This is a genomic window from Streptomyces tibetensis (assembly GCF_040647715.1).
GTDB lineage: Bacteria > Actinomycetota > Actinomycetes > Streptomycetales > Streptomycetaceae > Streptomyces > Streptomyces tibetensis_A.
Genome location: NZ_JBEZCR010000011.1, coordinates 214067 through 235000, shown reverse-complemented (window position 1 = coordinate 235000; position 20934 = coordinate 214067). Strand labels below are relative to the sequence as shown.

Annotated in this window: 20 protein-coding genes; 8 read left to right on the top strand and 12 right to left on the bottom strand. The window is 72.6% G+C overall.

Features of this window, described 5'->3' with window-relative positions:
* Genes AB0B29_RS28315 through rpmG form a run of 3 tightly spaced genes read right to left on the bottom strand, consistent with a single transcriptional unit; the run spans window position 1 to window position 1632 of the window.
* Complete coding sequence (locus AB0B29_RS28315) at window positions 1-1203, bottom strand: CobW family GTP-binding protein (RefSeq protein WP_362244283.1); 1203 nt, start codon at window positions 1201-1203, stop codon at window positions 1-3.
* Between the two features lie 4 nt (window positions 1204-1207).
* Window positions 1208-1465, bottom strand: a complete 258-nt coding sequence (locus AB0B29_RS28310; protein WP_362244282.1) for a type B 50S ribosomal protein L31 — start codon at window positions 1463-1465, stop codon at window positions 1208-1210.
* 2 nt (window positions 1466-1467) lie between these two features.
* Entirely contained in the window at window positions 1468-1632 is a 165-nt protein-coding gene (gene rpmG, locus AB0B29_RS28305; protein WP_030846000.1) for a 50S ribosomal protein L33, read from the bottom strand.
* A gap of 65 nt (window positions 1633-1697) precedes the next feature.
* Here rpmG and rpmB point away from each other — a divergent pair, with 65 nt between their 5' ends.
* The 5 genes from rpmB (at window position 1698) to AB0B29_RS28280 (ending at window position 3756) form a co-directional block, all read left to right on the top strand.
* Entirely contained in the window at window positions 1698-1934 is a 237-nt protein-coding gene (gene rpmB / locus AB0B29_RS28300) for a 50S ribosomal protein L28 (RefSeq protein ID WP_362244281.1), read from the top strand.
* Entirely contained in the window at window positions 1934-2239 is a 306-nt protein-coding gene (rpsN, locus tag AB0B29_RS28295; protein WP_362244280.1) for a 30S ribosomal protein S14, read from the top strand. The genes rpmB and rpsN overlap by 1 nt, the downstream gene beginning before the upstream one ends.
* A 189-nt stretch (window positions 2240-2428) precedes the next feature.
* The gene (locus AB0B29_RS28290; protein ID WP_436845896.1) at window positions 2429-2950 is read left to right on the top strand and encodes a hypothetical protein; all 522 of its coding nucleotides are present in this window, start codon (window positions 2429-2431) and stop codon (window positions 2948-2950) included.
* A gap of 279 nt (window positions 2951-3229) precedes the next feature.
* Window positions 3230-3463 (top strand): hypothetical protein, encoded by a 234-nt coding sequence (locus AB0B29_RS28285; protein ID WP_362244279.1) that lies wholly within the window; start codon window positions 3230-3232, stop codon window positions 3461-3463.
* Window positions 3352-3756 (top strand): DUF4232 domain-containing protein, encoded by a 405-nt coding sequence (locus AB0B29_RS28280; RefSeq protein WP_362244362.1) that lies wholly within the window; start codon window positions 3352-3354, stop codon window positions 3754-3756. The genes AB0B29_RS28285 and AB0B29_RS28280 overlap by 112 nt, the downstream gene beginning before the upstream one ends.
* Before the next feature lie 70 nt (window positions 3757-3826).
* Here the strand turns inward: AB0B29_RS28280 and AB0B29_RS28275 are convergent, their stop codons facing one another.
* A complete protein-coding gene (locus AB0B29_RS28275; protein ID WP_362244278.1) occupies window positions 3827-4936 on the bottom strand; it encodes a DUF2786 domain-containing protein in 1110 nt (369 codons plus the stop codon).
* 97 nt (window positions 4937-5033) lie between these two features.
* Between AB0B29_RS28275 and AB0B29_RS28270 the strand changes: the two genes are divergently transcribed.
* Both AB0B29_RS28270 and AB0B29_RS28265 read left to right on the top strand, forming a co-directional pair.
* The gene (locus AB0B29_RS28270) at window positions 5034-5774 is read left to right on the top strand and encodes a Clp protease N-terminal domain-containing protein (protein WP_362244277.1); all 741 of its coding nucleotides are present in this window, start codon (window positions 5034-5036) and stop codon (window positions 5772-5774) included.
* 54 nt (window positions 5775-5828) lie between these two features.
* The gene (locus tag AB0B29_RS28265; protein WP_362244276.1) at window positions 5829-7559 is read left to right on the top strand and encodes a bifunctional 3'-5' exonuclease/DNA polymerase; all 1731 of its coding nucleotides are present in this window, start codon (window positions 5829-5831) and stop codon (window positions 7557-7559) included.
* A gap of 35 nt (window positions 7560-7594) precedes the next feature.
* On the opposite strand, the gene AB0B29_RS28260 is transcribed toward AB0B29_RS28265, so the two are convergent.
* On the bottom strand, window positions 7595-9730 hold the full coding sequence (locus AB0B29_RS28260) for a BTAD domain-containing putative transcriptional regulator (protein WP_436845895.1): 2136 nt from the start codon (window positions 9728-9730) through the stop codon (window positions 7595-7597).
* A 386-nt stretch (window positions 9731-10116) separates the two neighbouring features.
* Window positions 10117-11010, bottom strand: a complete 894-nt coding sequence (locus tag AB0B29_RS28255; RefSeq protein ID WP_362244275.1) for a glycosyltransferase family 2 protein — start codon at window positions 11008-11010, stop codon at window positions 10117-10119.
* A gap of 206 nt (window positions 11011-11216) precedes the next feature.
* On the opposite strand from AB0B29_RS28255, the gene AB0B29_RS28250 reads away from it, so the two are divergent.
* Complete coding sequence (locus AB0B29_RS28250; protein ID WP_362244274.1) at window positions 11217-12098, top strand: AraC family transcriptional regulator; 882 nt, start codon at window positions 11217-11219, stop codon at window positions 12096-12098.
* Between the two features lie 111 nt (window positions 12099-12209).
* Here AB0B29_RS28250 and AB0B29_RS28245 read toward each other — a convergent pair whose 3' ends face one another.
* The 6 genes from AB0B29_RS28245 to AB0B29_RS28220 all read right to left on the bottom strand — a co-directional run bounded on the left by AB0B29_RS28245 (window position 12210) and on the right by AB0B29_RS28220 (window position 20622).
* The gene (locus AB0B29_RS28245) at window positions 12210-14687 is read right to left on the bottom strand and encodes a SpoIIE family protein phosphatase (protein WP_362244273.1); all 2478 of its coding nucleotides are present in this window, start codon (window positions 14685-14687) and stop codon (window positions 12210-12212) included.
* A 111-nt stretch (window positions 14688-14798) separates the two neighbouring features.
* The gene (locus AB0B29_RS28240) at window positions 14799-15833 is read right to left on the bottom strand and encodes an ABC transporter permease (RefSeq protein ID WP_436845894.1); all 1035 of its coding nucleotides are present in this window, start codon (window positions 15831-15833) and stop codon (window positions 14799-14801) included.
* Window positions 15826-17376: a sugar ABC transporter ATP-binding protein gene (locus AB0B29_RS28235; protein WP_362244272.1), complete on the bottom strand. Its 1551-nt coding sequence runs from the start codon at window positions 17374-17376 to the stop codon at window positions 15826-15828. The genes AB0B29_RS28240 and AB0B29_RS28235 overlap by 8 nt, the downstream gene beginning before the upstream one ends.
* Before the next feature lie 46 nt (window positions 17377-17422).
* Window positions 17423-18466: a sugar ABC transporter substrate-binding protein gene (locus tag AB0B29_RS28230; RefSeq protein ID WP_362244271.1), complete on the bottom strand. Its 1044-nt coding sequence runs from the start codon at window positions 18464-18466 to the stop codon at window positions 17423-17425.
* 39 nt (window positions 18467-18505) lie between these two features.
* Window positions 18506-19273: an SDR family NAD(P)-dependent oxidoreductase gene (locus AB0B29_RS28225; protein WP_362244270.1), complete on the bottom strand. Its 768-nt coding sequence runs from the start codon at window positions 19271-19273 to the stop codon at window positions 18506-18508.
* Window positions 19270-20622 (bottom strand): L-fuconate dehydratase, encoded by a 1353-nt coding sequence (locus AB0B29_RS28220; RefSeq protein WP_362244269.1) that lies wholly within the window; start codon window positions 20620-20622, stop codon window positions 19270-19272. Before AB0B29_RS28220 ends, AB0B29_RS28225 begins: the two co-directional genes overlap by 4 nt.
* Between the last annotated feature and the right edge of the window lie 312 nt (window positions 20623-20934).

Genomic DNA, 20934 nt, shown 5'->3' with positions numbered 1-20934 from the left:
TCAGACCTCCAGGAGGGTGTCGAAGGCGTGCGGCAGGCGCTGCCAGGCGTCGGGGCCGGCGGCGTACTCGGCGTCGGTCAGCAGGCAGGACTCCAGCAGGCGTTCCAGGCCGTCCCGGTCGAGGCCGGGCGAGGTGAAGACCAGGTGCTGGCCGCGGTCCCCGTGCTCGGGGTGCCAGTCCAGCGCGGCGGCGGCTCGGCGCACCGGCGGGACCAGTTCCCAGGCCGCGTCCGGGAGGGACGCCAGCCAGGGGCCCGCGCTCTCCACGCACAGGGCCCCGCCCGCCGCGTCCCAGTGGAACAGCGTGTCGGGCTTGTCGGCGAGCCAGAACCGGCCCCGGCTGCGGGCGGCCGCGCAGGTCAGGTCCTCCAGCGCGGCGTACAGCCGCTCCGGGTGGAAGGGGCGGCGCCGGTGCCACACCAGGGTGGAGACGCCGTGCGCGTCGGCCTCGGCCGGGAGCAGCGCGCAGGCCGGGTGCTGGGCGGCGGCGGCCGCCTCGACGTCGAAGCCGGCCAGGGCGGCCTCGGCCAGATTCGAGGGCGCAGGCCTGCGCGGGGTCGGCACGGTCAGGCGGTCGTCGGCCGGGCCCGCGGGGGCGTGCTCTCCGATCGGGGCCAAGCGCGCCGTCGGGTGCAGCTGCGCGAGCAGCTCGTGGTCCTCGTCGTCGGCCTCCGGTGAGTCGGCGACGGCCAGGACGGGGGCGTACTCCAGCTGGCGCGCGAAGGTGTCGGCGACCGTGCGCTGGTCGTTCGCGGCGGCGGCGAGACCGGCGTCGGCCAGGTCGTCGCCGTTGCCGAGGTACGGCAGGACCAGGGCCGGGTCGACGGCGGTGATCACGCCGGTGACGGTGAGCCCGCCCGCCGTGACGACCTCGGCCATGGCCTTGGGCTCGACGGAGTCCCACAGCTCGACGACGGCCAGCCGGGTGGATCCGGCGTCCCGGAGCCGCTCCAGCTCCGGCACCAGGTCCTCGCGCAGGGCGCAGCACGCGCAGTCGTTGACGAGCGGCGCCTCCCCCGCGTCGAGGACACCGGAGGCGTCCCGGACGGTCCGTACGACCGTGCCCGTGGCGGCCGTCGCCAGGTCGTGGTGGAGGACGACACTGCCGGGCACGTCGGCGAGCAGCCGCGCGACGGCCGCCCTGCGGGCGTCGGCGTGCAGCCCGCCGACGATCACGACGGGGAGCCCAGGGGGGACAGCCACGCGATCAGCCCTTCTTCCCGTACCGGCGCTCGAAACGCTCCACGCGGCCGGCGGTGTCCAGGACGCGGGCGGTGCCGGTGTAGAAGGGGTGGCTGACGTCGGAGATCTCGACGTCGACGACCGGGTAGGTGGTGCCGTCCTCCCACTCGACGGTCTTCTCGCCCGCCGTGGCGGACAGGGTCGAGCGGGTGAGGAAGGCGTAGTTCGCGGCACGGTCGCGGAAGACGACGGGACCGTACTCCGGATGGATTCCCTGGCGCATGGTCAGCGCTCCTCTCGGAAGTCGACGTGGCGGCCGGCGACCGGATCGAACTTGCGCAGGGTCATGCGGTCCGGGTCGTTGCGGCGGTTCTTGCGGGTCACGTAGGTGAAGCCGGTCCCGGCGGTGGACCGGAGCTTGATGACCGGACGGAGTTCGTTGCGTGCCATGCCGCTATGATACTGAAAATGAAATCCATTTCCACTGTTCGACGCAGAGAGGTACGTCACCACCCATGTCCGCGCACTGCATGCTGACCGGCGCACAGCCGGGCTTCGGCAACCGCATCTCCCACTCCCACCGGCGCACGCCGCGCCGGTTCGACCCCAACGTCCAGTCCAAGCGCTACTGGCTGCCGAGCGAGGGCCGGCACGTCCGGCTCCGGCTCAGCACCAAGGGCATCAAGACCGTCGACACGATCGGGATCGAGGCGGCCGTCGCCCGGATCCGCGCCCGGGGAGTGAGGATCTGATGGCGAAGAAGAGCAAGATCGCGAAGAACGACAGGCGGCGGGAGGTCGTCGCGCGGTACGCCGCCCGGCGGGCCGAGCTGAAGGAGATCGTCCGACGGCCGTCGTCGACGGACGCCGAACGGCTCGCCGCTCAGGCGGAGCTGCGCAGGCAGCCGCGCGACGCGAGTGCCACGCGCGTACGCAACCGCGACCAGGTGGACGGCCGGCCGCGCGGCTACTTCCGCGCGTTCGGACTGTCCCGGGTGAGTCTGCGGGAGCAGGCACACGCGGGATATCTGCCCGGCGTGCGAAAGTCATCCTGGTGAGGGGTGGTTTCGAGGCTCTTGACGGGCCTGGGTAGCCGGCTGCGGGGGCTCTTGAGGGGCCCCGATAGCTTGCCGCGGTCGCTCCCTGGGCTCTTGACGGGCCCTGGTAGCTTGCTGCGATCGTTCCGGCCACGGGGCCGGCCGGTGCCGTCCGGGCCGGTCGGCCCGGTTACAGCTTGGGGGCTTGCAGTGACTTCGGTGATCTTCTCGCGCCGCTCCGGCGCCGTGCGCGTCGCCGCGGCGGCCGCGGGGCTGGTGGGGGCGCTCGTGCTGAGCGCGTGCAGCAGCGGCGGCGACTCGGGCGACGACGCGTCCGCCGCCCCCTCCCCGTCGGCCTCGGCGTCCGCCCCGGCGGGCGGAGACTCCGGCTCCGGTTCCGGTTCCGACGGGACGTCCGGCGGCGCGCTGGCGGGCAGCTGGCTCGCGACGACCGGCGGCAAGGCCGTGGCCCTGGTGATCACCGGCAAGCAGGCGGCACTGTTCGCCACCGGCGGCAGCGTGTGCAGCGGCACCGCGGGCGAGGAGTCCGGCATGCGGATGATCCGCCTGAAGTGCACGGACGGCTCCAAGGGCCGGGCGACCGGCATGGTCGACTCGGTGAACAGGAACAGCCTGAAGGTCACCTGGGAGGGCGGCCTCGGCACGGAGACGTACACGAAGGCCGAGGGCGGCAAACTGCCGACGGGCCTGCCGACGGCGAGCCTCGGCTGACCCACCGACCCCGGACGGACGGCCGCGGATCGCCCGGGCACCGCGGCCTGCCCGGCGTCGGGGCGCGGGGCTCATGGACTTCACGGATTACCACGCGTACGTCTGGCGGCCTGTTCGGCGTCGGGGGCGCGAGCCGCGTGGATTCGACGGACTACCACGCGTACGTCCCGGAGTCCGGCGTTCGGGGGAATCGCAGGGGGTGCGTGGCCGTGCGGTGCGCGTGTGCGTGATGATCCAGGAGCCCGATGCCGCTTTCGTTCGACACGTCCAGAGGACCTCATGCGCACCTACCCCCTCACCCTGGCCGCCGCCCTCGCCGCGACGGCCCTGCTGACCGGCTGCAGCGATGACAAGGCCGGTGGTGACGACGTCAAGAACGCGGACCGGCCGGGCGATGCGGCCTGTGCGCTCGGCGACATGGGCGTGGACGTCGCGCCGGCGCCGCCCCGGCCGCCGGGGACACCGGCACCGTCACCGTCACGCTCACCAACAAGGGCGCGCAGTGCACGCTGAAGGGCTTCCCCGGCGTGGACCTGCTGGCCGACAGCAAGACCGCGTCCGTCTCCCCGGACGAGGGCGCGAAGGCCCAGTCGCTGACCCTCGGGAAGGGCGGCACGACGTCCTTCACGATCACCTACGTCCGGGGCGAGGCGGGCTCCGCGGAGAGCCTCGCCGTGCGCAAGGCGTCCTTCACCCTGCCCGGCGACACCAAGACCGCGCACGAACTGAAGTGGTCGTACGGCGAGGTCGCTCTGGCGGCGGACAAGAAGCCCTCGGTGAGCGGCTTCGAGACGTCGAGCGACTGACGGCGCGGACGACACCGCCGGCGCCGATGTCACCGACCGCACCGACCGCACCGACCGCACCGACCGCAGGTCAGCGCAGCGGCGGCCGGTGGCGGACCTGGGCGCCGTCCGCCGCCCGCGCGCCCTGCGTCCAGCCCTCCTCGTCGCGCACCCCGCGCAGCCGGGTCGTGGTCGTCTCCGGGAACATCCGCTCCAGCCGCCCGGTGACGGCGACCTCACGGGAGGCGAGGACCGGCAGCAGGTCGTCGGTCACCTGGGTCTCGGCGGCTGCCGCCAGCCGGGTGCCGATGCGATGGGCGTAGGCCGCGAGGAACGACTGCCGGAACGTCTTGGTGCGCTTGCGGCCACCGGTCCTCTGTGCGGCCTCCGCCCTGGTCATCGCGGTCGTGGCCTGCACGAGGAGCGAGGTGTAGAGGAGTTCGACCGCCTCCAGGTCGGCCTCGAAGCCGACGACGGTGGAGAAGCCGAGCGGCTCGTTCCACACCGCCCGGCAGTGGTTGGCACCGGCGACGGCGTCCAGCAGCACCGCCTTGGCCTGTTCGTACGGCGGCTCGACCCCGACCCGGCAGGCCCCCGGCGTGTCCGGTGAGGGTGCCCGCGCCGCGAGCAGCGCCTCGTCGACGCTGTGCCGTGCCATCAGCTCCTGCGCCTTGGCGCTGAGCGCCTCCGCCTCCTCCGGGAACCCGGTCGCCTCCGCCTTGGCCAGCAGCGCGCGGATGCGGGTGAGCATCCGCGATTCGGCGCCGGCCTCCCCGGGCGCCCCGGGCTTCTCGTCGAGGGCCTCCAGGGCCGGCAGCCGAAGCAGCAGCCGGTACAGCTCCAGCACGGCCGTGGCGTACGAGAAGCGGTCGGTGCGGGGCGGGGCGTCGGCGGGGAGGTCCGCGAGTTGCCCGTTCCAGCGGCGGCCCCGGGGGCCGTCGCCGGGCGCCTGTGCGCGGATCAGCGCGGCCACGAGGAGCACGTGGACGTCGTCCAGTTCACGCCGGACGATCCGTACGACGTCGGCCGGCTGCCAGCCGCGCCGCCAGGCCGCCGCGACGAACTCCTCTCCGCGCCGGGCGAGTTCACGGTCCGCCGACGGGTCGGAGGCGAGCAGGGAGGCGCCGGTGTCGAGGGCCGTCACGCCGGTCTCGTAGAGGGCCGCTGCGAACGCGCGGTCGACGGTGCTGGACGTACTCACGGGCCGATGGTGCCACGCCGTCCCGCCCGGCCCGGAAACCGCGACCGGCTGTCAACTCGCGGTTGACAGCCCTGGGGGTGCAACCTACGGTTGACACATGACGAACCCCGACACGACGTCATCCATCCGTCTCGACGACCTCATCGCGGCCATCAAGAAGGTCCACGAGGAGCCGCTCGACCAGCTCCAGGACGCGGTGATCGCCGCGGACCACCTGGGCGACGTGGCCGACCACCTGATCGGCCACTTCGTCGACCAGGCCCGGCGCTCCGGCGCCTCCTGGACCGACATCGGCAAGAGCATGGGCGTCACCCGGCAGGCCGCGCAGAAGCGGTTCGTGCCCAAGGAGTCGGCCGATCTCGACCCGAGCCAGGGCTTCAACCGGTACACGCCGCGCGCCCGCAGCGTGGTGATGGCGGCGCACAACGCGTCCAAGGCCGCGCACAACGCCGAGGGCCTGCCCGAGCACCTCGTCCTCGGCCTGCTGGCCGAACCGGAGGGACTCGCCGCGAAGGCGATCGTCGAGCAGGGGGTCTCGCTCGACGCGGTCCGCGCGGCGGCCACGGCGGCGCTCCCGCCGGCCGTCGAGGACGCCCCGGAGCTCGTGCCGTACGGCCCGGCCGCCAAGAAGGTCCTGGAACTCACCTTCCGCGAGGCCCTGCGCCTCGGCCACAACTACATCGGCACCGAGCACATCCTGCTCGCCCTGCTGGAGCACGAGAACGGCCAGGGGGTCCTCAGTGGCCTGGGCATCGGCAAGGAGCGGACCGAGCGGTTCGTGGCCGAGGCCCTGGAGAAGATCGTGCAGGCGCAGAAGGACATGCCCGACGAGTCCTGAACCGCGTCGGCGGCGACAGGGGGCGATGTCAGACCCTCCTGTCACACTCACCGCATGGCCGACCGATGGGCGCTCGCCCCGGCCGAGGACGGTGGCGTGGACGTCGCCCCCCTCGGCCCGGACGGGCTGCCCGCCGGACCGGTGCGGCGGGAGCCGGATCCCGCCGAGGCCGTGCGGAGCCGTCCCGGCGTCACGCGGTGGGTGTGGCGGTCCACCGCCGAGGTCTACCCGCGCCTGCTCGCCGCGGGGGTGCGAGTCGAGCGGTGCTACGACATCGAGGCCGCCGAGACGCTCCTCCTCGGCCACGAGGGGCGGTACGGGGAACCACGCTCGGCCGCGGCCGCCCTGGCCCGGCTGCGTGGCGGACCCGTGCCGCCCGATCCGCCGCAGCGGTCCGCGGAACCGGGCTCCCAGTCCTCCCTGTTCGAGCCGCAGGGCGTCCACCTGCCCCTGGCGGACCTCCTCGCGGTGTACGCCGGGCAGCAGCGGCGGCACGACAGCGCCGAGCACCCGGACCGCATGCGGCTGCTCACGGCCGCCGAGTCGGCGGGCATGCTGGTGGCGGCCGAGATGAACCGCGCGGGGCTGCCCTGGAGCGCCGAGGTGCACCGCACGCTGCTGCACGACCTGCTGGGCGAGCGGTACGCGGGCGGTGGCGAGCCCCGCCGGCTGGCCGAGCTGGCCGAGGAGGTGTCCACCGCGTTCGGCCGCCGGGTCCGCCCCGACCTGCCCGCCGACGTGGTCAAGGCCTTCGCGCAGGCCGGCATCAAGGTCTCCTCGACCCGTAAGTGGGAGATCGGGGCGGTCGACCATCCGGCCGTGAAACCCCTGCTGGAGTACAAGAAGCTGTACCGCATCTGGGTCGCCCACGGCTGGTCCTGGCTGCAGGACTGGGTCCGCGAGGGCCGCTTCCGGCCCGAGTTCCTCGCGGGCGGGACGGTGACCGGGCGCTGGGTCACCAACGGCGGGGGCGGGCTCCAGATCCCCAAGGTGATCCGGCGGGCCGTGGTCGCCGACCCCGGCTGGCGGCTCGTCGTCGCCGACGCCGACCAGATGGAACCCCGCGTCCTCGCCGCGATCTCCCGCGACCCGGGCCTGATGGAGGTGGCCGGGCGGGAGAGCGACCTGTACCAGTCGGTCTCCGACCGGGCCTTCTCCGGCGACCGCTCCCAGGCCAAACTCGCCGTGCTCGGCGCGGTCTACGGCCAGACCTCCGGCGACGGCCTGAAGAACCTCGCGGCACTCAGACGCCGCTTCCCCAGAGCCGTGGCCTACGTCGACGACGCGGCCCGGGCCGGTGAGGAGGGCCGGCTCGTGCGGACCTGGCTCGGCCGCACCTGTCCGCCGGCGGCCCGGGGGACGGACGACGCGACCGAGGAAGCGGGCATCCCGACGGCTGCCGTAAGTTCCGGCTCCGGTTCTGGCTCCGGGGGTTCCGGGGAGGACGACCAGCCGGACGGCGGACAGTGGGTGCCCGGGTACGCCTCCACCAACGCCCGCGCCCGAGGCCGCTTCGCCCGCAACTTCGTCGTCCAGGGCAGCGCCGCCGACTGGGCGCTGCTGCTGCTCGCCGCGCTGCGCAGGACCTGTGCGGAGCTGGCGGCCGAGCTGGTCTTCTTCCAGCACGACGAGGTGATCGTGCACTGCCCCGCGGAGGAGGCCGAGACGGTCGTGGCGGCGATCCGCGAGGCGGCGGCCCTGGCCGGGCGGCTGACCTTCGGGGAGACGCCGGTGCGGTTCCCGTTCACGACAGCCGTGGTGGAGTGCTACGCGGACGCCAAGTGATCCTCCGGACGCCAGGAGCTCGCGCGGCTCCGTGTTCACGCAGCTGCGGATCCGGGAGGGATGTCGTCCTGGCCGAGGCCGGGTCCCACGGTGGCGGCGAGGATCTGCTCGGCGGCAGCGGCGTACCAGTGCAGCGCCGTGCCGGCGGTGACGACGGCGCCCCGCTCTCCGGCCCGTTCACGGGCGAAGTCACGCACCAGGACGTGCGGAACGTAGCGGCCGTACGCCGTCTCCTCCAGCAGGGCCACGTCGAGGAGGCGGTCGAGGGCCGCCTCGGTGCGGGGTTCGCCGATGCCGGTGAGACGGGCGAGGAGGGAGACGCCGTAGGTGGGCAGGTCGAGCGTGCCGATACCGCGCAGGGTGCGGGCCGCGTCCCGGTCGGCCTCGCGCTCGGAGGCGGCGAGTGCGTCGTAGGCGACGGCCAGGGAACGGCGGACGCTCAGGTCGTCGTACTCCAGGTGGCGCAACCGCCCCTCAGCGGTCGCGAGTTGGCCGGCGAGGGTCTCGGGGGTCAGGGCCCGGCGGGCGGCGAGCCGCGCGGCGAGGGCCCGCAGGGCCAGCGGGAGCCCGCCGGTGAGCTCGGCGAGGCGCCGGGCGGCGTCCGTGCCGTCCAGGCCGTCGCGGCCCGAGGCGCTGCGCAGGAGTTCGGCGCTCTCCTCGTCCGGCAACGGGACGAGCGGGATCCGGGCCGCGCCGTCGAGGGCGGTCAGCGGCGAACGGCTGGTGACGATCACCGCGCAACCCGAACCGCCCGGCAGCAGCGGCCGTACCTGCGCGGCGCTCGCGGCGTCGTCCAGCACCAGCAGCGTGCGGGTCGGCGCGAGCAGCGACCGGAGCAACGCGGCGGCGGAGTCCGGCTGCTCGGGGATGCGGCAGGGCTCGGTGCCGAGGTCGCCCAGCAGCGCGGTGAGCGCCTGGCCGGGGGTGAGAGGCGTCCGGCCCGGGGAGGCGCCGTGCAGGTGGAGGTGCAACTGCCCGTCAGGGAAACGTTCCGCCACCTGGTGGGCGACCTCCAGGGCGAGCGCGCTCTTGCCGACGCCGGCCATGCCGCTGATGACGGCGACGGGGTGGGGGCCGGGTGCCGTGAGTGCCCGGTGCAGGGAGCCGCGTACGGCGCCGCGGCCGACGAAAGGGGCCGGAGCCGGGGGCAGTTGGCCGGGGGTAGGCACGGGTCCGCCCGCGCCGGGTGGCACAAGGGGAGGCACCCGCTCGCCCGATACACCGGGTGCCCCGGCGCGAGACACCTGCCCGCCCGGGCTACTGGACGGGGCGGCTTGAGACAGCGACCCGCCCGGGTCGTTGGGTGACCCCGGGTGAGGCACGGGTCCGCCCGGGTCGCCGGGGGACGCGGTGCCGACCGGACGCATCCGCGTCCTGCCGTTGTCGCCCGGTTCCTCCGCACCTCCCTCGCCCACGGCCCCCCGCAGCACCTCGACATGCGCTTCCCGCACCCCCGCCCCCGGCTCGATGCCGAGCCGGCCGACGAGGCGAGTCCGCAGGTCCCGGTGGACGGCCAGGGCCTCGGCCTGGCGGCCGGTGCGGTGCAGGGCGAGCATCAGCTGCCGGTGGTAGGCCTCCCGCAGCGGATACTCGCCCGTCAGCGCAGCCAGCTCCGGCACCAGCCCGTGCAGCCGCGGCCCGCCCAGCGCCAGCTCCGCGTCGTAGCGCCACTCCAGCAGCAACAGCCGGGCCTCGTCCAGCCGCTGCGCGAAGGCGTACCCGCCCACCTCGGGCGCCAGCCCGGCGAGCGGCGCGCCCCGCCACAGCCCGAGCGCGGCCGCGCACTCGCGCACGACCTGCTCCCATGCCCGGCCGGTGTGCGCGGCACGCGCTGCGGAGAGGTGCCGCTCGAAGACGTGGACGTCCAGCTCGCCCTCGTCCAGCCGCAGCACGTATCCGGACGGCACGGTGCGCAGCCGTCCTGGGTCGTCGAGCAGCCGCCGCAACCGGGCGATGTGATTGTGCAGCGAGGCCCGGGCGGAAACGGGCGGCGCCCCGCCCCACAGTGCGTCCTCGAGCGCTTCAGCGGGGACGACACGTCCGGCGTCGAGGAGCAACGTGGCGAGCAGGGCACGGGACTTGGCGCTCGCCACGGGCGTGGCGTCGCTGCGGGACCCGCTTTGATCGTCGCGGAACAGCACCGGCGGCCCCAACAGCCCGAACCGCATCATCGCGCCACTACCCCCCGTGCACCCCGCCTTGGCGGGTTTCCACCCCCGGGCGACGGAATTCCGCCACCCGGCCTTCACCTGCCGCGTCGGGAACAGCCGGTACCCCTGGCCGTCCTCCGCCTCGGTTCGGCGACTTCCGGCCGATCGGCGGATGACCCAACGGCGAAGCGTTGGCCACATGTTAGCGATCCGTTGGCAAAGCCTGATGTGATCACTGCATCGGATCTGGCCCGGCGGTGCGCGCGTCTGGACGCGCAACTCGGGGGAGTGTCGCCGCCGCGGCCGGGTCCGGGTCCCGGTCGGCGAGGTGAACGGCCGGGGCCCTCTCCATCTCTCCGCCGCGGCACGTCACCTGACAGACGGCGCGTCACCTGACAGACGGCGGGTCAGATCACGGGTGGCCGTCCCAGCCGGGTCAGCCGCCACACTGTCCGCCACCGCATGGGCCGCCGCTCCCCCGCCGGTTCCCGTACGCCCTCCACGAATCCGCCGAACCAGGCGCGCAGCCCGGCGCCGGACCGGTTGCGGGCAAGGGTGAGCAGCACCCACACGCCCAGATGGACGGGAACGAGCGGGAGCGGCAGCCGGCGCCGGGCCAGCCAGACCCGGTTGCGGGCGTTCACCCGGTAGTAGATGGCGTGCCGGGCGGGTGAGGTCCTGGGGTGCCGGAGCAGCAGCTCGGGCGCGTACAGGATCCGCCACCCGGCATCCACCGCCCGCCACGCGAGGTCGGTCTCCTCGTGCGCGAAGAAGAACTCGGCGGGCCAGTCGCCGACCTCGTCGAGCATCGCCATCCGCAGCCCGTGTCCGCCGCCGAGGAAACCGGTGACGTAACCACCCCGGTGGGGATCGGAGTTGCCGAGGCGGGGCACGTGCCGCTGCTGCGTCTCGCCGAGTTCGTCGGCGATGCGGAAGCCGACGATGCCGAGCCGATCGTCGGCGGCGAACAGATCCCGCACGCGGCGCAGCACGTCGGGGTCGACGAGCAGTCCGTCGTCGTCCAGGTCCACCACGACGTCGATGTCGCCGAACTCCCGCAGCCGCGCCAGGGCGGCGTTGCGCCCGCCGGGGCAGCCGAGGTTCTCGTCGAGCTCGACGGTGGTGACCTCGCCGGGCAGCGAGAGCCGGCGGGCGAAGTCGGGCAGCGGGCAGCCGTTGCCGACGACGACGATCCGCTCGGGCGGCACGTCCTGCTTGGCCACGGACTCCAGCAGGGCGTCGACCTCGTCGGGCCGATTGCCCATCGTCACCACGGCGACGGCGATCCTGGGCGCCCCCATGTCCTCACCTCGTACCGGTCGGCAGCTGACTGATTGACGGGCGATGCTAGCCGTTCACGGTAGGGACGTCTCAAGGACGCCTGCCGGACGGCGGTGCGCCTACGCCGTTCAGCGCAGGGGGGGACCCGACCAAAGCGGGCACAGGAGGTCGGGTGCGGCAGGGCACGCGCTGCCTAGCGTGAGGGACGGAAGGAAGGAGACCGGACGTGCTGGACCGGCTGAACCAGGCGATGGACCGGATAGAGCGGGACCTCGCCGACACCGTCGACGTGGCGGACCTGGCGCGTACGGCGTGCACCTCGGAGTACCACCTGCGCCGCATGTTCTCGGCCCTGGCCGGCATGCCTCTGTCGGAGTACATCCGCCGCCGTCGGCTGACCGTCGCGGGGGCGGAAGTGCTGGCGGGGGACGCGACGCTGCTGGAGATCGCGGTCCGCTACGGCTACGGCTCCGGCGAGGCGTTCGCGCGGGCGTTCCGCGCGATGCACGGCGTGGGCCCGGGCGAGGCCCGTCGCACCGGCGCCGCGCTCGTCTCCCAGCCCCGGTTGACCTTCCGCCTCACCGTCGAAGGGAGCAACAGCATGCACTACCGCGTCATGGACCGCCCGGCCTTCACCGTCACGGGCTTCAAGACCCGGGTCCCCCTGATCCACTCAGGCCCGAACCAGGCGATCATCGACTTCGTCCGGGGCCTCGACAAGGCCGCCGTGGACCAGCTGGAGAAATGGTGCGACCAAGAGCCGCAAGGTCTCGTCGCGGTCTGCGACGACCTGGACCCGGGCCGCGCGGAGGGCACGGAACTCGACTACTACCACGCCGTGATCACCTCGGACCCGGCTCCGGGCCCGGTCCCCGAAGGCACCACCACCCTTCCGGTACCGCCGGGCACCTGGGCGGTCTTCACCACCTCGGGACCCGCGCCTGAGGCCATCCAGCGCCTCTGGCACGACGTGTACACCGAGTGGTTCCCGTCCAACCCCTACCGCACCCGCCCCGGCCCGGAGATCCTCCGCACCCGCCTGTCCCCCGACGGCGGGGAGGCGGACGCCGAACTGTGGCTGCCGGTCGAACGGGAAACCACCCGCTGAAGCACGCAAGAACCCCGGGCCGGATGCCGTCGGCCCGGGGTTCCATTGCTTCGCGCTCGCACCGGATCCCTTCTCGCTCACACCGTGGACAGCCCCGCCGGACAGGGACTTTCAAGCACCCGGGCCGTCGGCCCCCGCCCTGGTGGCCCACTCGCCCGGGAGGTCCTGCTCGGCCCAGATGATCTTTCCGGCCGGGGTGTAGCGCGTACCCCAACGGCGGGTCAGCTGCGCGACCAGGAACAGCCCCCGGCCGCCCTCGTCGGTGGTCCGCGCATGGCCCATCCGAGGCGAGGTGTTGCTGGTGTCGGACACCTCGCAGATCAACTTGTCGTGCCGGATCATGCGCAGCCTGACGGGTCCGGTGCCATGCCGGATGGCGTTGGTGACCAACTCGCTGACCACGAGTTCCGTGGTCGTCACCAGGTCGTCCAGCTGCCATCCGAGCAACGCGCGGACGGCCAGCTCCCTGGCGCCCGCGACGATCGCCGGATCCGTCGGCAGGTCCCACGAGACGACCCGGTCGGCACCCAGCGCATGCGGCCGGGCCAGGAGCAGAGCGACATCGTCGGTCTGCGGGCCGATCAGCAGATGGTCCACGACCACCGAGCACAGCTCCTCCGGCGGCAGGCCGGACTGCGCGAGCACGTCGCTGAGGCGGGACAGCCCGACGTCGATGTCCTGGTCGCTGGACTCGATGAGGCCATCGGTGTAGAGGGCGATCAGGCTTCCCCCGGGGAGGGAGATCTCGGCGGACTCGAAGGGCAACGAGCCGAGGCCCAGCGGAGGACCCGCCGGAAGGTCCGGGAAGACGACCTTGCCGCCGGGCAGGACCACGGCGGGCGGCGGATGTCCGGCCCGGGCCATGGTGCACAGCTGGGTGACCGGGTCGTAGACGGCATAGAGGCAGGTGGCGCCCAGCACCGCGGTGGCGATGGGCTCGTCGTCGCCGCCCTTCTCCTCCGTCAGGCGGATCACCAGGTCGTCCAGGTGAGCCAGCAGCTCATCGGGTGGCAGGTCCATGTCGGCGAGCGTCTGTACGGCGGTACGCAGCCTGCCCATGGTCGCCGCGGCGTTGAGGCCGTGCCCGACGACGTCACCGACGACCAGGGCGACCCGGGCGCCGGACAGCTGGATCACGTCGAACCAGTCGCCGCTCACCCCCTCCCGGGCATCGGCCGGCAGATAGCGCGAGGCCACCTCCATGGCCGTCCCGCCGTTCAGCCCCCGCGGGAGCAGACTGCGCTGCAGGGCCAGCGCCGCGGCGTGCTCACGGGTGTAGCGGCGGGCGTTCTCCACCCACACAGCGGCCCGGCCGACCAGCTCCTCGGCGAGCAGCAGGTCGTCCTCCTCGAACGGCTGCGGATGCTCCGTCCGGACGAAGGTGGCCACCCCCAGCACGGCGCCGCGCGCGGACAGCGGCACCCACATCACCGAGTGCATCCCGAACTCCGCGATGCTCCTGGCCCGCGCCGGGTCCTGCGCGACCCACGGGGCGGTGGCCGGGTCCATGAACGGTTCCAGCACCGGCCTGCCGTTGACCATGCTCTCGTAGTACGGCGAGGACCTGGGCGCGTCGATCAAGTCGCCGGTGTCGATCACCGACTCCGGGCAGCCCTCGTGGATCGACTGCTGCCCGGCACGCCGCACCAGGGACGTGCTGTCGGCCGGCCCCGAACCGGGTTCATCGCCGTGCAGCACCGCCTCCAGCAGATCGACGGTCACGAAGTCGGCGAGCCTCGGCACCGAGAAGTCGGCCAGCTCCTGGGCGGTCTGCATCACGTTCAGCGTGCCCCCGATGCAGGCGCTGGCCTCGCTGAGCAGGGCCAGGCGCTCCCGGGCCCGCCATCTGTCGGTGACGTCCATACCCATGTAGCACACGCCCAGCGGGCTGCCGTCCGGGGCGTCGAGACGGAAGAACGAGGTGGAGTAGGCGTGTTCCTGGTGCGGATCCGCCCAGGTCCAGCCGCGGTACTCGTAATCGATGACCGGCACGCCGGTCTCCAGCACCCGCCGCATCTGCGCTTCGAGCGCCTCGGTGTCCAGGCCCGGCAACGAGTCCGACATCCGGCGCCCGAGCCGCTCATCGCGCGGCACGCCGCCGTAGCGCTCCAGGGTGTCGTTCAACCACACGTACCGCAGGTCCGGGCTCAGCACGGCCATACCCAGGGGTGAGCGGGTGAGAAAAGCCTCCAGCACCTCCCCGCTGACCGCCCAGGTCGGGGCCTTCGACACATCGATCGCCGATACGAGCCAGGCTTTGCGGTCGTCGGTGTCGGACATCGCGGTCACCCGCAGCCCGACCTCGAGACGGCGGCCGTCCCGGTGCCGGGCGCCCACCAGGCCGCCCCAGCTCTCCCGGGTCCCGCACTCCTCGGCGACCCCGGCCGCCCGTGCAGCGTCTTCGGACTGCGCCAGCAGCGTTGCCGCGGAGCAGTCGAGGATTTCCGCCGCGCCATACCCCAGGAGCCGCTCAGCTGCCCCTGTCCAGCCGATGACCTTGCCCTTCGCGTCGATCACCGCGGCAGCCACGTTCGCCGTCTCGAACGGTCCATGCGTTCCGTCCGGTGTTACCTCCCTGTGGAACACCATGGCAGCCGTCCTATCTGGCGGATGGCATATCCGACATTCTAGGGCGTATGACACGTCGCTGCGCCCTCCGAACTGTCCGGCGAGTGCGCCACTCGCTGCCCGGCCCGTGCGCTACTCCTGGCCCTCGCCGGTGGTGAGCCGGGCGATCATCAGCGCCACCAGGATGATCGCGCCGTAGATGGCCTGGATCCAGAAGGACGACACCTGCGCCAGGGTGAGCAGGTTCTCCAGCATTCCCAGCAGCAGGACCCCGAGCAACGCCCCGGCCAGGGAACCCTTGCCGCCGTTCAGGCTGATGCCGCCGATGACAGCGGCCGCGAACACGGTGAAGATCAGGTTCTGGCCCTGATTGGCGTTGATCGCCCCGACCCGTCCGGCGATCACCAGACCCGCCAGCGCGGCCAGCGTCCCGCCGATGACCAGAACTCCCCAGGCCACCCGGTCGGCGCGGATGCCGGCCGCCCGCGCAGCCGGGGCGTTGCCGCCCACCGCGTACACCGCGCGTCCCAGACGGTGGTAGTGCAGCGCCCACCCGGCGCCGGCGAAACAGGCGCCGGTCACCCATACGGAGACGGGGATGCCGAGCCAGTTGTCGGACCCCAGGGCGAAGAACGCCGCCGGGGCCTCGAACAGGGTCTTGCCGGACACCATGCCGACCAGGACTCCGCGCAGCACGATGTTCATCGCCAGGGTCACGATGAAGGCGTTGAGCTGGAGCTTGACGATCAGCAGACCGTTCACGCCCCCGATCAGCGCTCCGGCGAGCGGAATGATCAGCAGGCCGAACCAGGCGGGCAGCTCGCTGCCGAAACCCGCCGAGGCGGCCGGGATCACGGTCATGAAGCCGAGGGCCGGAGCGATCCCCGCGACCGACTCCAGCGAGAGGTCGATCTTGCCGCTGATCAGGATCACCGCCTCGGCGAGCACCAGCAGCCCGAGCGCCGAGGAGGCACTGAGCACGTTCAGCAGGTTGTCCCGCTCGAGGAAGCTCTCGTTGCTGACCGCACCGATGACCAGCAGCAGAAGCACCGCGGGCAACAGCGCCAGGTCGCGGATCCGGACCAGGGCGATCGCGCGGACGGGGCGGTGGACCGCCGGATCAGGCCTGCCACCGGGCATCGGGCCGTTCGGCGCGGTGTCATTCATGGCCGGTGCTGACCCCTTCGATCGAGGCCACCAGTTCTTCGTCGGTCCAGCCGACTGTGTACTCGGCGGCGACAGAGCCGTTGAACATCACCAGGACGCGGTCGCAGGTCCGCAGGTCCGCCAGTTCGTCCGAGACGACGATCGCCGCACGTCCCGCGGCCCTGGCCCGGTCGACGACCGCCAGCAGCGCCCGCTTGGACTTCACGTCGACACCCGCCGTCGGGTTGATGAGCACCAGCACCCCCGGCTCACTGGCCAGCGCCCGGCCCATGACGACCTTCTGCTGATTGCCGCCCGACAAGTCCTTGACCGGCTGGGCCGGACCGTCCGTCGTGATGTCGAGACCCGTGATCGTCCGCCGGGCGAAGGCGTCCCTGGCCCGGTGCGAGATCACGCCCAGTCGCCCCAGCCGGTCCGTGATGGTCAGGGAGGCGTTCTCTGCCACCGACAGTTCCGGTACCAGCCCTTCGTGGTGCCGGTCGCGCGGCACACAGCCCACGCCCGCCGCGAGTGCCGAGGCGACGCTGCCCGGCCGCGTCGGACGGCCGAGCACCTCGATCCGCCCGCTGTCGGGCCGGTACAGCCCTGCCACCGCCTCGGCGACCTGACGGCTCCCCGAGCCCGCGAGCCCGGTCAGCCCCACCGTCTCCCCGGACCGGACGGCGAAGCTGACGTCTGTGAAATGCGGGCCGCTCAGCCGGTCCACCCGTACGGCCACGGGCGCGTGGTCCGTCGGCCGCGACCGGACCACGCCGGATCCGGGGCCCGCGCCCACGCCCCGCTCTCCGGTCATCGCCTGGACGAGTTCGCTCCTGCCCAGCTCGCCCACGGGCGCCGTGGTGATCCAGCGGGCGTCCCGCAGGACGGTGACGACCTGGCAGACGTCGTAGACCTCCTCCAGATGGTGGGAGATGTAGAGAAAGGTGATTCCGGCCCGTTGCAGCCGCCGGACATGGGTGAACAGCCGGTCGATCGCCCGGCTGTCCAGATGAGCGGTCGGTTCGTCCAGAACGATGAACCGGGTTCCGCGCGAGATCGACCGTGCGATCTCCACCATCTTGGCGTCCTCGACGGTGAGCCCGCCGGCCGGCACGTTCTCGTCGACCTCCACACCCCATTCGTCCAGCAGTTCGCGGGCCGCCGCGCGCATCCGCCGCCAGCTGATCACCCGGCCACGAACCGTGGGTTGCCGGTTGACGTAGAGGTTCTCGGCGACCGTGAGATCAGGGATGATCGTCGACTGCTGGTAGACGCAGGCGACCCGCCGCTGCCACGCCTCACGGTCCGCCAGGCCGGGCGCGGGTTCGCCGTCGAACAGGACGACGCCGCGGTCCGGCCGCTGCAGTCCGGTCAGGATGGCCACCAGGGTCGACTTGCCGGCCCCGTTCCGGCCGACCAGGGCGTGCGACTCACCGGCCCGGACGGCGATCCGCACGTCGTCCAGGGCCACCGTGGGCCCGTAGCGCTTCCCGATTCCGTGGGCCTCGGCCACCACGCGGCGACCGGCGCCGTCGCGGGGGTGGGTCGGTGGCGTCCGGTTCATCGCGCTCTCGCTTCCTGGGGCCCCGGGGAGGCGGTCTTCCGGGTGATCAGGAGCTCTTGCCGATCTGGTTGCCCCACAGCGACGCGTCGTCGGCATTGGCCTCGGTCACCAGCGGTGCCGGGAGCTGGTCCTCCAGGATTCCGCTGGGCAGCCGGACGATGGTGCTGTCGTGGTCGGTCGGGCCGGGGCGGAAGGTCTGGCCGTCCATCGCCCGCCTGATGTAGAAGATGCCGTACTTGGCGTACTGGTCGGCCGGCTGGGAGACCGTCGCGTCGATCAGCCCCTTGCGGATCGCATCCAGCTCCTGCGGGATGCCGTCGTTGGAGACGATCGCGATGTGCCGGGGACTGCCGGCCGCCACCAGCGCGTCGTGCCGCCGCAGCGTGCTCAGCGTGGGGGCCAGATACACGCCGCCGGACTGCAGGTAGATGCCCTTGATGTCGGGGTTGGCGGTGTACAGCGCCTCCAGACCGGACGCCGCTCTTTCCGCCTTCCAGACGGCGGGGATGTCCAGCACCCTGATGCCGGGGTAGTTCTTCTTGATGCACGCGCTGAACGCCTCCGACCGGTCCCGTCCGTTGACCGACGCCAGATCTCCCTGGATCTGCACGACCTTGCCCGTTTTCACCGCGTCGCCGAGCTGCCGACAGGCCTTCTCGCCGAAGGCACGGTTGTCGGCCCTGACCACCATCGCGACCTTGCCCTTGTCCGGCGCCACGTCGACGGCGACCACCGGCACGCCCTTGCGCCGCGCGGCATCCAGCCCGGCGACGATCGCCGCGGAGTCCAGCGGCGACACGACCAGGCCCTTCACGTCCTGGGCGAGCAGATTCTGGATGTCGGTGATCTGTTTGCTCGGATCGGAGTCGGAGTTCACCGTCCGAAGCACACGGACGTCCTGGTCGGCGGCCTGCTCGGGGACGTAGGAGTCGTAGGACTCCCAGAACGGTGAGGTGAGCAGCGGCAGCACGACCCCGACCTTGCCCGAAGCGGTCTCGGTGGTGCTGCTCGTGCCGCCACCACAGGCGGTGACGGCCGGCCCGCAGCCGAGTGCGAGGGCTGTTCCGACAGCAGCGATGCGTCGCTTCATGGTGCTCGGCTCCGAGTAAGCGGTCAGTGGCTGGTCATGTCAGTGGAAGGAATCCGGACGCGTGCGGATGCCGTGTATCCCTCCGTCCACGGCGAGTGCCGTCCCGGTGGTGGCACCGGCCAGCGGCCCGGCGAGATACGCGATGGCGTCCGCGACCTGCTGGGCGGTCACCAGACGGCCGGTGGGCTGACGGGCGGCGAGAGCGGCGCGTTCGGCCTCCGGGTCGTCGGAGTGCTCGAGCAGCCGCTGCACCCAGGGGGTGTCCACGGTTCCCGGGTTGACGCAGTTGACGCGGATGCCCTCGCCGCTGTGGTCGGCGGCCATCGCCAGGGTCAGCCCGAGCACCGCGCCCTTGCTGGCCGCGTACAGCGCCCGCTGCGGCAGCCCGGCCAGCGCCGCGACCGAGCAGGTGTTGACGATGGACGCGCTCGGAGACCGGCGCAGATGAGGCAGTGCCGCCCGGGTGGTGCGGACGATGCCGAGCACATTGATGTCCAGCACGTGGTGCCATTCCTCGTCCGCGTTGTCCTCGACGGTGCCCAGTGCGCCGATGCCGGCGTTGTTGACCAGCACATCCAGGCCCCCGAACAGGTCCGCCACCCGGCTCACGGCGTCGGCCACCGAGACGGCCTCCCCGACATCGGCCTGTACCGGGTGCAGCCATGCGGGCACGGACCCAGGACTCCGGTCGAGCACGGCCACCCGGCACCCCCTCGCGGCCAAGGTCTCGGCGGTGGCCAGGCCGATCCCGGACGCCCCGCCGGTGACGACCGCGGCCAGTCCCTGGAATTCTCCGCCGGGGTTCATGCCGGGCGGCCCTCGGCCGGAGGCACGTCGTACGGGCCCTGCCAGGCGGCGCCACCGGGGAACGCGTACGCGGCGAGCGACTCCCGCCGCATCTCCGAGCTGAACCCGGGGACGGCCGGGGCCGCGTACCGCCCCCGGACGATCACGGCGGGGTCGAGGAAGTGCTCGTGCAGATGATCCACATACTCGATGACCCGGTCCTCGAGGGTGCCGGAGACCGCCAGATAGTCGAACATCGCCAAGTGCTGCACGAGCTCGCACAGGCCCACCCCACCCGCGTGCGGACACACCGGGATCCCGAACTTGGCCGCGAGCAGGAGGATCGCCAGGTTCTCGTTGACTCCCCCGACCCGGCAGGCGTCCACCTGCAGGAAGTCGAGCGCCTCCGCCTGGAGCAGCTGCTTGAACATCACGCGGTTGTGCACGTGTTCACCGGTCGCCACCCGCACCGGCGCCACCTCCCGGCGGATCGCCGCGAGACCGAGAACGTCGTCCGGGCTGGTCGGCTCCTCGATCCAGTACGGGTCGAACTCCGCCAGCCGCCGGATCCACCCGACCGCCTCGTCGACCCCCCAGCGCTGGTTGGCGTCCAGCGCCATCCGCACCTCGGGGCCGATCGTCGCCCGCGCGGTACGGCACCGCCGCTCATCGTCTTCCGGATCGGCGCCGACCTTGAGTTTGATCTGCCCGAACCCGCTGTCCACGGCCTCCCGGGCCAACCGGGCGACCTTGCCGTCGGGGTAACCGAGCCAGCCGGGGGACGTGGCGTACGCCGGATACCCCGCAGCGAGCAGCCGCGCCTCCCGCTCCTGCCTCCCGCCCCGCGCCCGCCGCAGAATCCCCAGCGCCTCATCGGGGGTCAGCGCGTCTTCGAGATAGCGGAAATCGATCAACGCGACCACCTGCTCGGGCGACAGGCCGGCCAGCACCTTCCACAGCGGCTTCCCCTCCCGCTTGGCGTACAGATCCCACACGGCGTTCACGACGGCCCCGATGGCCATGTGCATCACGCCCTTCTCCGGCCCCAGCCAGCGCAGCTGACCGTCGCCGACGAGCGAGCGGCAGAACCCCCCGAGGTCGGACAGGACCTCTCCCAGCCGCAGCCCCACCACATACGGGCGCAACGCGTCGATCGCCGCCACCTCGACCTCGTTGCCCCGGCCGATGGTGAAGCAGAAACCGTGCCCCTCCAGTCCGTCCCCGGCATCGGTGCGGATGATCACATAGGACGCCGAGTAATCCGGATCGGGATGCATGGCGTCCGACCCTTCGAGCCGAAGCGACGTGGGAAACCGGATGTCGTAGGCGTCCAGCACCGTGATCCGCCCCCGTGTCGGGTGGGGGCTCATGGCAGCTGACTCATCGACGTCATCGGGAGGACTCCAGAGCATCAGGCCTGACGGCAAACGTGGTCCCCAAATGCCTGTATATCGCACAAAAGCCTCGTCCGCGCTACCGCACGCCCGTGTCTCCGGCTGGTCCGGCACCTCCTGCTGCCCGCGCTCGGCACTGCGGCCGTCCTGGTCCCGCGGCACCGCCTCACCAAGCCCGGCCGGCCCGCGCCGCACCACTGGTTCCCCGACGCGACCCTCGCCGCCCTGCCCGCCGCCGTCGTCCGTGCCACCCTCCACCTCGCCGCAGCCGACACCTGCGCCCACCAG